The sequence below is a fragment of the Actinosynnema sp. NPDC023658 genome (assembly GCF_040639995.1).
In the GTDB taxonomy this organism is placed as follows: domain Bacteria; phylum Actinomycetota; class Actinomycetes; order Mycobacteriales; family Pseudonocardiaceae; genus Actinosynnema.
This window is the reverse complement of the sequence record NZ_JBFAAX010000952.1, coordinates 1-2,068: the sequence shown is the minus strand read 5'-3', so window position 1 is coordinate 2,068 and position 2,068 is coordinate 1. Positions and strand designations below refer to the sequence as shown.

Genomic DNA, 2,068 nt, shown 5'->3' with positions numbered 1-2,068 from the left:
GACCAGCGGGCGTTCGAGCACGCGACCCGTGCGCTGGAGCTGTTCCGCTCCCTCGACAACCCGGTGTGGCAGGCCTACGCGCTCAACGACGCCGGTTGGTACGCCGCGCGCACCGGTGATCACGACCTGGCCCGCCGGTACTGCGGGGAGGCGCTGGACCTGCACCGCCGGCACCACAACCGGAACGGCCAGGCGGCGGCCTCGGACAGCCTCGGCTTCAGCCACCACCACGACGGCGACCACGAGCGGGCCGTCGCCCACTACCTGCGGGCGCTGGACCTCTACCGCGGCCTGGGCCACCGGTTCCAGGTGGCCCGCACGCTCTCCAACCTGGGCGAGGCGCACGCCGCCCTGGGTCGGGAGGACCAAGCACGCGCCGCGTGGGAGGAAGCGCTGGAGCTGTACCTGGCCCAGCGCCAGACGAGTGCCGCGCTGCGCGTGCGGGACCGGCTGGAGCGGCTCCGCGCCTTCCCGGGCGGGACCGGGGCACTCGCCGCCGCACGTCGACGGCTCGGGTAGCGAGGCGTTCGTTCCGCCGCCCCCACAAGACCAGCCGGGGATTTCGCTCCGCACGGGCGTCTCCGCGAGCTGATCACTCAGTAGAGTGTGCGGATGCGGCAGGACGACGGCGACGGCCCGGGGCCGCCACCTGACGTGCGCTGCGGCGAGCCGCTGCTGCGCCTGCGGTCGCAGGACATCCCGTGCTGTGGCGGCCGTACCACGAGGCGGGCGGCACCTGGTCCTGGTGGAGCAAGGAGGGTGGCGCCCAGTACCAGCGCCTGCGGTGGTTCCAGTTCACCTGCTTCGCACCGGGCGGTCCACAGTGGACTAGTGGGTGACGGTCAGGCGGTAGACCTCGACCTCGCCGTAGTTGCCCGCGTCGCAGGGCGAGGAGTTGGTGCAGTTGGCCTGCGTGTAGGCGCCGGACTTGAAGTAGGCGCCGGAGAAGCTCTTCGTGATGGTGGTCTGCAGCACGCCGTTGTAGTAGGCCTTGATCCGCCCGTCCCCGACCACGAACTTGGCCTGGAACCGCGTGCCGAGCACGTAGGCGTCCGTCACGAGCTTGTGGTGGGCGGTGTCGCCGTCGGTGACGTAGAGCTTGCTGCCCTCCAACCGGAAGACCGACACGTCGTCGCCGCTGTCGTGGATCTGCCCGGCCACGACGTGCGGCTTGTCCCGGGGCAGCGCGGTGATGGCCTCGTCCACGACCATCGTGTGCGTGCCCGAGGTGGACGACCAGCTCGCCTTGGCGCTGCCGGACATCTCCCGCAGCTCCGAGCGCGGGTAGCTCGAACCGCTGGTGGTGACGCCGTTCACCGCGGCCCGGAACCGCACCCCGTCGCACGCCGGTGTGGTGCGGAACCACGGGTCGGCGGAGTAGGTGGCCAGCTCGGGTTGCCCGACGTTGGTCGGTGACTCCTCCTCCCCGACCGGCAGGCCCACGTACCAGTCGGTCAGGTCCAGCACGTCGGCCGGGTACCGGCAGTCGCCGCCGCCGCCGTCCGCGCCCCGGACGGAGGTCTCGGTGATGCTGGTCCAGTCGTTGGAGGTGTTGCCGTGGCCGACGATCCGCAGGTAGCGGGCGGAGCTGTCGGTGAAGTCGTACTCCTCCGGCGCGAGCGTGCCGCCCGTGCTGCTGCGCCGTGCGACGGCCGACCGCCACGACGACCCGTCACCGGACAGCTGGACCTCGAAGGTGTGCTTCCTGGTGTCGCCCTTGTGCCAGGCGATCGCGACCGAGCCGACCACCTGCGCCGAGCCCAGGTCGTAGCGGATCCAGACCCCGTCGCCCTCGTCCGACCAGCGGGTCGCCGGGTCGCCGTCGACGGTGTTGGCCGGGACGTTGCCGTCGTCGCCGCTCGCGGTGATCCCGGTGACCGGCAGCGGCGGTCCGGCGGTCATCGCCACCGCGCCCGGCGTGGTGGCCAGGCCGACCACGAGCGCACCCACCAGCATCGCGCGAAGAGCCCGTGACATCGCACCTCGTCCTGTCGTCGTGGGTCGATCCTCGGCGGTCGACCGGGGCGCCGCGCGGATCCACCGGGACAGGTCCCGGTCACGGTCGTCG

The 2,068-nt window shown here is 72.1% G+C and carries 3 protein-coding genes; 2 read left to right on the top strand and 1 reads right to left on the bottom strand.

The window, feature by feature from the left end; all coding sequences use genetic code 11:
• Together AB0G02_RS36830 and AB0G02_RS36825 are read left to right on the top strand one after the other, a co-directional pair.
• Positions 1 to 519 (top strand): tetratricopeptide repeat protein (locus tag AB0G02_RS36830; protein WP_360804115.1); only part of this gene is annotated, 519 nt, incomplete at its 5' end.
• 182 nt (positions 520 to 701) lie between these two features.
• Positions 702 to 839 (top strand): hypothetical protein, encoded by a 138-nt coding sequence (locus AB0G02_RS36825; RefSeq protein ID WP_360804112.1) that lies wholly within the window; start codon positions 702 to 704, stop codon positions 837 to 839.
• Here the strand turns inward: AB0G02_RS36825 and AB0G02_RS36820 are convergent.
• Positions 829 to 2,068 (bottom strand): polysaccharide lyase family 7 protein (locus AB0G02_RS36820; RefSeq protein ID WP_360804109.1); only part of this gene is annotated, 1,240 nt, incomplete at its 5' end. The two genes, AB0G02_RS36825 and AB0G02_RS36820, sit on opposite strands and share 11 nt — an antisense overlap.